Here is a 7,962-nt window from a genome sequence, read left to right as displayed (position 1 = left end):
CAATGGTGCCATTGATATCTCTGGTTTCACTGAAGATGGGTTATTTAGTGGGATTCTGACTCGTTCTGCTGTTGACACCAGTGGTCCGGGAGGCAAGATTACCATCAACAATTCCGAAAGGTCACTGAATCTAGCTAATCGGGGATTTATCGGTACAGTTACTAATAGTAGTAGTAATGGCGGTGCGATCGCACTCCATCTCAATAACTTAGTGCTTGAAACTGGCGGAAAGATTGTCACCGCTACCACCAACCTAGGTAATGCTGGAGATATCACCATTAACGCTAGCGAAAGCGTGACCATATCTGGGGAAAGTCGGGATTTTGTCCCTAATCCTTTGTTGAACTTAGAACCCTTTAACTTAAATGATCTGGAGTTTATTACTGAACCGAATCCCAACGTTGCCCAATCCGGACCTGGGGGAATACCCTATGTTTCCATTGAACGGACTCCAGAACAGATTATTAATGGCACCACTGTCTTGGGTGCAGCCGAAAATCAATTCGATTACTTCTCCTTCAGTATCACCAATGGCAACAGTCGAGCTATTTTCGACATCGACAATGGCTTTACTAGGGAAGACGGCAGCGTAGATACTGAGATTTTCCTATTTAATCAAGGTACAGGAAAATTATTAGAGAACAATGACGATTCTTTGACCACTGATGGTGCCGGTGGCAGTATAGCAAGCTTTGGCAGTTCAACCCTCGACTCTTTAATTGATACCACCATCACTGAACCAGGGGTTTACTTACTCGGAGTTGGTGCCTTCCCCTCTGGTGCTAGGAATAATCAATTGATCCAGGGCGCAACACCAGAAGTCGGGGACACTTACACCTTGCAAGTGTCTTTAGAAAACCTTGGCACTGAAGGAGTCTCGTTGCCCAAAGACCCTTTCAATTCCGATAACTTTAATCCTAATATGGAAGAAGCCAGGAGCGGCTTATTTTCGGAATCGAGAGGGACAGGTAATGGTGGCAGCTTAACGATTAATACCGACAAATTGATACTGAACAATCCTGGTAGAATTTCCACCGATAGCTTTGATGCGGGTGGTGGTGGCAATATTACCTTAACTATCGGCTCATTGCTGGAAGTGAATGGATCAACGTTAGTCTCAAGCATTGCCCGGGGTAGTGGAAATGCGGGCAACCTAGTGATAGATACCAAACAATTGCAGGTGAGCGGGGGTACTCTAAGTACCAGCACCTCCAGCTCCGGTAATGCTGGTGAGATTACCATTACCGCGACAGAATCTGTGATACTCGGAGTAGAAACTAGGGGCAGAATCGCTAGCAATGCCAGAACTGGAGCAACTGGGAATGGCGGGAGGGTGGTTGTTGAAACTCCAGTTTTGCAGTTGCATAATGGCGCTCAGATCAACTCGCTTAATCGGGGTAAAGGGGATGGGGGCAGTGTAACGATAAGAGCTAACGAAGTCTCAGCCATTGGTCGCTCACCTGATGGTATACGTCCTAGCGCCTTCGTTACAGCTACAGAGGAATCTGGCGATGGTGGCAATTTAACCATTGAAACCGAGCGTTTGCTTGTCAGTGATGGAGCAGAATTTTTCTCTGATACTTCTGGAGATGGGGATGCCGGAAATATAACGGTGTACGCCTCAGAGTCGGTAGATGTGATTGGTACTGATGCTAGTGGTACATTCTCTAGCGGCATATTGACGAGTAGACTAAATATTGATACCACTCGGGAGGAAATTGTTGGGAAGGGGGGCAATCTAGTGATTGAAACTGGGCGTTTGCGAGTGGCAGAGGGGGGACGTCTTCAAGCCTCTGCGGTTGGTTCTGGGGATGCTGGCAGTATTAGGATTCAGGCAAGGTCAGTGGAGGTTAGTGATGCTTTTGTCGATTTTACTGACACTGTCAGTGGTGTCTTGGTTTCCGTGGCTCCAGAAGCCACTGGCAATGGCGGTCAATTAACCATAGATGCTGAACGCTTACAAATCTTCGATGGTGGACAGGTGATTGCTTCTAGCTTCGGGGATGGTGAAGCTGGGAATATCATGCTCAATGTTAATGACATAGAAGTCACTGGTATTTCAGAGGACGGTAAGTTTCCTAGTCGCATTGCTGCCTTCTCAGAGGGTAACTCTCCTGCGGGTTTCGTGACCATTACCAGCAACAACTTGAGAGTTCGCGATGGTGCTGAAATTTCCGTCAGTGCTCGTGATTCAGGGGATAATGCCAAGGCGGGTAATCTCGACATTACTGCTGAGTCCATTGTATTAGACAAAAGCGCTACCCTCTCTGCTGAAGTCAATGCTGGAGATAAGGGCAATATTAACTTGGATTCCCAGCTGATCTTGATGGGCGATCGCAGTAACATCACTACCAATGCCGAAGGTGCTGCTACTGGCGGTAATATTACTATCGATACTGACTTGCTAGTTGCCTTAGAAAATAGCGATATCACTGCCAATGCTGAAAATAGCTTTGGCGGACGAGTGATTATCAATGCTTTAGGCATTTTTGGTACTGAATTTCGAGAACAACAAACCCCCGATAGTGATATTACCGCCTCTTCCCAACTGGGAGCTTCCTTTAGCGGTACTGTCGAAATTAATGCACCTTCCGCCGACCCTAGCGCTGCATTATTCCAGCTACCGGAAACTTTTGTTAATCCCAAACTGCTAGTTGCCACTGGTTGCGGTACCGATGATGGCAATCAATTTACCCAATTTGGGCGGGGTGGCTTACCCACAGACCCCACTAAACCGCTTCGGGGTGAAACCCTGTGGGTAGATTTACGTCCATTACCTCGCCACAGAACTCGCCGCCGGAAAAATCCTATCTTACCTTCCAATGCTTCCAATGCTTCTAATTCAGGTAACTCACGTCCGTCTAGAATTATTGAAGCTAATCGATGGATTATTAATAAGGACGGAGTGGTCGAGTTAGTGGCTGATTCAGTTCAGTCGAGTCCTTTCATTTCCTGGTTTTCTCCTTATTATTGCGTCAGGTAACAGCACTTGGGTAATAACTCTAGTTTTAGGGTAGTTGTCAGCTATCAGCCGTCAGCTAAAGGCCTTTGGCCACGCTACGCGAACAGCCGTCAGCTTAACATAAACTTCTTTGGCCTATGGCCACGCTACGGGAACGGTAGAATTTAATCGTTCAAGATTTTTGGCCGTTGTCTAAACTCCCCACACCTCCCTACTCCCTACTCCCTACTCCCTGCTCCCTATTCCCTACTCCCTAAAAATCCTCCAGCATCCATTCTGAGGACCGCTCACCTAGTTCGATCGGAATACTGACCACTTTCCCCAGTCGTGGACGCTCACGGGTTTTGTTAATGAACTCTTGCACCTGGCTGGCTCCTCCCCAACCTCGGATATAGTTGGCTACTGTATCTAAATGCTCTAGGTACTCAGCTTCGGAAAGGGGGAAGGATTGCTGCTCTAGATACTTCCACATAATCTGAACAAAGATTTTCCCTTGAGTCCTCCGAATCTGGATGTCATAGGAGCGTCCCCACTTATTGAGCAGGAGTTGGTGCAAGTCCTGTCCTGTCATAGCTGTTGCCCTAACTAAATGTTTACATTTCGTTACAAATACAACGCTTCTTAACTTTATGATAAAGCGTAAAAGAATGTAATAATACTTATAGTTCAAGCCTTTAATCCTTATATTGCAAGGATTTGGGCAACCCTGTCCAGTGGTTGAATTACACTACAGTTATAAAAGCAGGGTTCAAAAAATTCTGGTAATTTTCCCAGAATTGTAAAAAAAGTATACCTTTAGGCGTTCAGTTATGGCTCAAGCTTCTGGCTCTGCAGACGTTCCAGATATGGGGCGTCGCCAATTTATGAACCTCTTGGCGTTTGGGACGATTACCGGCACATTTGTTGGAGCTCTCTACCCAATCGTTAAGTATTTTATCCCCCCATCCAGTGGTGGGTCTGGTGGTGGTGTCACGGCTAAAGATGCTTTGGGCAATGACATCAAGGTCAGCGAGTTTTTAGCTAGTCACAATGTAGGCGATCGCACCCTGACTCAAGGTCTCAAAGGGGACCCCACCTATGTGATTGTTACTGAAGATCAAGGTCTCGAAGCTTACGGTCTCAACGCGGTTTGCACTCACTTAGGCTGTGTTGTGCCTTGGAATGCTAGCAAGAACCGGTTCATCTGTCCTTGCCATGGATCTCAGTATGACAATACTGGCAAGGTAGTGCGCGGACCAGCGCCTTTGTCTCTAGCTTTGGCCCATGCCACCGTAACAGAAAACGACACCCTAGTCTTCAGCACCTGGAAAGAAACTGACTTCCGCACTGGTGAAAACCCCTGGTGGAGTTAATTGCTTTAGTCCTTAGTCCTTAGTTCTTAGTTAATTGACTAGTGCTAATCAACCATTAGCAATTAACAAGTTGCAATTTTTAAATTACCAATTTTTGAGTTTTTTGGCTTAGTGATGAGAACACCTGATGTATCGGTGATGGTTAACCGTGGCAAGGGGATGATTGCCAGAGCTATCGTTTTGGTTGTGGCAGCTGTGGCGCTTTTCTTTGCCAGTGATCTGGCAGTTCCCCAGTCAGCTGCTGCCTATCCCTTCTGGGCACAGCAAACTGCTCCAGAAACCCCTCGTGAAGCTACTGGTAAGCTGGTTTGTGCTAATTGTCACCTAGCAGAGAAACCGACAGAAGTGGAAATCCCCCAATCGGTACTGCCAGATTCTGTATTTGAAGCTGTGGTTAAGATCCCCTATGACCTAGAAGCACAGCAGGTCGATGGTAGTGGTGAGAAAGCTGGCTTAAATGTGGGTGCCGTGGTGATGTTACCCGAAGGTTTCAAGATTGCTCCTCCTGACCGGATTCCGGAGGAAATCCAAGAAGAAATCGAGGACCTGTACTACCAACCTTACCGCGAAGACCAGGAAAATGTGGTAATCATTGGTCCTCTACCGGGTGAGGAGTATCAAGAAATTGTGTTCCCAGTTCTGTCTCCTGACCCCAGAACTGAGAAAGATATCCATTTTGGTAAATACCAGCTTCATGTCGGTGCTAACCGGGGACGGGGTCAGGTTTACCCCACTGGGGACCTTAGCAATAATAATGCCTTCAATGCCTCTGCAACTGGTGAAATTACCAAAATTACCTTTGAAGAATATGTTGGCTACGAAGTCACTATCAAGACCCCAGACGGGAAGACTGTAGTTGATATGGTTCCCGCTGGCCCAGAGTTACTGGTCTCTGAAGGAGATAAGGTAGTATCAGGACAACCTCTGACTAGTGATCCTAATGTTGGTGGATTTGGTCAAAGGGATGTGGAAGTGGTCTTACAAGACCCAGCTCGGATTAAGTGGTTGATGCTCTTCATCGGCGCGATTATGCTATCTCAAGTGTTGCTAATTCTGAAGAAGAAGCAAGTAGAGAAGGTGCAAGCTGCTGAAATGAATTTCTAGTATTAAGTGGCTGGTTTAGAAGTCACTATTGCAATAGTTATTGGTTAAAGGTTGACAGTTGATGGTTCTTGGGGTGCATGGTTGTTTCCCTTGATTATCAATGGTCAACCTTTATTTATCACAACCCTTAATCATCCAATAGTGGTCGGTCATTGTGCAACTCCCATGTCTGTTTGACCAGTTTTTCCTGAGAAGTACGCATGGCTCTAATCGCTATAAAGGTTTCGAGAATTGGCTGCAAGCAACGCTGGGCATCTTCATAACCACGCTCTTTGAGTTCTTTGATGCGTTCAGGGCTGAAGTCTAGCAAACTATCAATGAAACCGATAACTGGCGTATTCGATTTATTGATTTGTTGTTCTGGTCTAATTTCAATGATGGCTTGCTCTGGAAAGTCGTGGCGGCTCCAGGTTTCTCCGTTATCTAAGTGAATTACAATGGCGAAAGTACATCCACGAGCGACTAATGCTCCCAAGGGGATATTATCTCCCAAAGCACCGTCTACATAGAACTGACCATTAACTTCTCGTTGAGGAAATGCCAAGGGAATGGCAGCACTAGCAAGGAGTAAATTATAGAGAGTTTCATCATCTTGGCAATCCTGCACCCGAAGCCAGTGGGCAGATGTACCAGCTTGGGCTCGCAAAAGATCGACTAAGGGCATCAGTAAATCGTAGTCTAAGTCTGGTATTTTCAGTGCTGGAAATACTGTTCCCCATAACTCAATACCTTTTCGCAGCTTAGCCGGGTCTACGGCTTCGCGTAATAGAGTTTCTACAGGTTCAGGGTCAAAGATTGCGTTGTGGTCTTCGGGCAATCCTATCTTTACTAAGAAATCAAACCACCACGTTCTCAGATTTGGGATAAAAGCTTTAGCACCATAGCTTAACGCTTTAAGAACTGCACTCTTATTGGGACGGATAACCTGTTTTTGACCTAATTGATCCCAAAGTTTATTCAATCGATCGACACCTTGCGCAAATGATTCACTGGATGCGAGAACAGCGCCATTAAGGGTGCCGATGCTAGTGCCAGCAATAATTTGTGGCTCTAGTCCAATTTCGGCAAGATATTTACATACACCGGCCTGATATGCTCCTTTAGCACCACCACCAGCTAGTACAAGTCCAAATTGGGGGTTTGTGTGTTCCATAGAGCTCAACTTGTGATATCAGGACGGGTTGCCATGATTGCCATACAGTCATTAGCGGTTTCGTGCACAATGGTTTCGACAAATTGTCTTCGATCTGTGTTTTTGTCGATGTGTTGAATGTGAGCGCGACATAGCCCAATTGCAGAATGTGCGGGCTTTGGTGGTCTAGCTTCATCAGGGAGGGCGGCCAGTTCCAGAGTTGTACCAATAGTGAATAGCAAAGGAGTGTTTAAAAGACGCTCTCGCGGCACTGATCGAACCTCCAACAACGCCGCTGCGAATTCTAATGTGCGGCCATTGTCTGCCATGTCTAACCTAGTTTTGTCTAGAAGGTCTGCAAGGGAACAGAATGGGTTATTATTAGAAGTCTTATGGTCGCGGTCGGGGATCTCTTCGCTTCTCGGAGACTTGACAATTCGATCGACGAACCACTTACGAAAATATTCTTTATCATTAGATTCGAGTTCATAGCTGGCAACTGCACCACTGAAAACCTGCCGTGCTAAAAAGGCTACCTGTACTACCCAAGGTAGGTTTCTGTAATTACTCTTTGCTTCCCAGGCATCAACTATCCTGTTAAATTCCCTATCAGCAGTGTCACTTACTTTTATCTTATGTATTTCTGCATTCAGTTCCCGGAAACGGGAGTCAACATGTTGAGCTAGATTCTTGCAAAAGGTTTCTAGTTCTTGGTGTTGAATATTTAGCCTTTGTTGCTGACGGCGAATAGCCTCACGGGCTTCCAGCAATTTCTCCTGGGTAACAGCCAGTGCTACTTGACTAATATTTTCGGAACGAGTGAGTCCTAATGCCCATTTGTACAGTGTATTTTGACCAGCGACTAAGTTTTCAGCTAAGAGGGATTGGCGCTGGGAGTCGCTGCCAGTTAGTAAGTCCCACAGGCGACCCAGACTCCCTTGGTTCTGACGATAGCTGATGAGGTCGCGGTTGACCGGAATACCATTTATTAGGTCAATCAGAGCTTTATCCCTCAGGATGGGGACTCGATACTGAGAGTATAGTTTTTGAAGATGTGTTATATAATTAACCATTATTTAGAGATTTAGAGATAATAAGGAGTCTATATAAGGTTCGATATTGTTAGTTACATTGTTGATTTGTTCTTTAGAAGAATTTTCTAAACTCTTGAGTTGTTTCACCATTAGTTCCTGTTTTTCCTCAGATTGCTGCTGAGTTGTCAGTGACAAATTCATCAAGTCTTGGTATTCACCTAAGTACTGTTGAATATTTTGGAAAAAGGTTTTAGTATCCTTTTCAAATTGTTCAATAATGTACTGTTTACTTCCCTGATAAATTCTGTCAATGTTTTCATCAATTAATTGATTAATATAAAATATTAATTCTTCCAGGGACACAGTGTATGTTTCACC

Annotated in this window: 8 protein-coding genes; 4 read left to right on the top strand and 4 right to left on the bottom strand. The window is 45.4% G+C overall.

Annotation, left to right across the window (positions count from 1 at the left end; translation table 11 throughout):
* Both F6J99_RS37510 and F6J99_RS37505 read left to right on the top strand, forming a co-directional pair.
* The coding region (locus tag F6J99_RS37510) for an S-layer family protein (RefSeq protein ID WP_293120908.1) at nucleotides 1-2,983 on the top strand (2,983 nt) is incomplete at its 5' end.
* Between the two features lie 6 nt (nucleotides 2,984-2,989).
* The gene (locus F6J99_RS37505) at nucleotides 2,990-3,130 is read left to right on the top strand and encodes a hypothetical protein (protein ID WP_293120906.1); all 141 of its coding nucleotides are present in this window, start codon (nucleotides 2,990-2,992) and stop codon (nucleotides 3,128-3,130) included.
* Between the two features lie 85 nt (nucleotides 3,131-3,215).
* On the opposite strand, the gene F6J99_RS37500 is transcribed toward F6J99_RS37505, so the two are convergent.
* Nucleotides 3,216-3,533: a DUF3067 family protein gene (locus tag F6J99_RS37500; RefSeq protein WP_293120904.1), complete on the bottom strand. Its 318-nt coding sequence runs from the start codon at nucleotides 3,531-3,533 to the stop codon at nucleotides 3,216-3,218.
* Between the two features lie 238 nt (nucleotides 3,534-3,771).
* Between F6J99_RS37500 and petC the strand changes: the two genes are divergently transcribed.
* Nucleotides 3,772-4,314, top strand: a complete 543-nt coding sequence (petC, locus tag F6J99_RS37495; protein ID WP_293091676.1) for a cytochrome b6-f complex iron-sulfur subunit — start codon at nucleotides 3,772-3,774, stop codon at nucleotides 4,312-4,314.
* Between the two features lie 114 nt (nucleotides 4,315-4,428).
* Nucleotides 4,429-5,418 (top strand): cytochrome f, encoded by a 990-nt coding sequence (gene petA / locus F6J99_RS37490; RefSeq protein WP_293120910.1) that lies wholly within the window; start codon nucleotides 4,429-4,431, stop codon nucleotides 5,416-5,418.
* A gap of 127 nt (nucleotides 5,419-5,545) precedes the next feature.
* Here petA and F6J99_RS37485 read toward each other — a convergent pair whose 3' ends face one another.
* The 3 genes from F6J99_RS37485 to F6J99_RS37475 form a co-directional block, all read right to left on the bottom strand.
* On the bottom strand, nucleotides 5,546-6,571 hold the full coding sequence (locus F6J99_RS37485; RefSeq protein WP_293120902.1) for a patatin-like phospholipase family protein: 1,026 nt from the start codon (nucleotides 6,569-6,571) through the stop codon (nucleotides 5,546-5,548).
* A gap of 5 nt (nucleotides 6,572-6,576) precedes the next feature.
* Nucleotides 6,577-7,623 carry a hypothetical protein gene (locus F6J99_RS37480; protein ID WP_293120900.1) on the bottom strand — a complete coding sequence of 349 codons (1,047 nt, stop codon included), beginning with the start codon at nucleotides 7,621-7,623 and terminating at the stop codon, nucleotides 6,577-6,579.
* 3 nt (nucleotides 7,624-7,626) lie between these two features.
* A partial coding sequence (locus tag F6J99_RS37475; protein WP_293120898.1) for a hypothetical protein occupies nucleotides 7,627-7,962 on the bottom strand: 336 nt, incomplete at its 5' end.

Origin of the sequence: Moorena sp. SIO4G3 (genome assembly GCF_010692305.1) — a bacterium.
Classification (GTDB): domain Bacteria; phylum Cyanobacteriota; class Cyanobacteriia; order Cyanobacteriales; family Coleofasciculaceae; genus Moorena; species Moorena producens_A.
The sequence above is the reverse complement of the archived record's forward strand: the minus strand, read 5'-3'. Positions and strand labels throughout refer to the sequence as shown.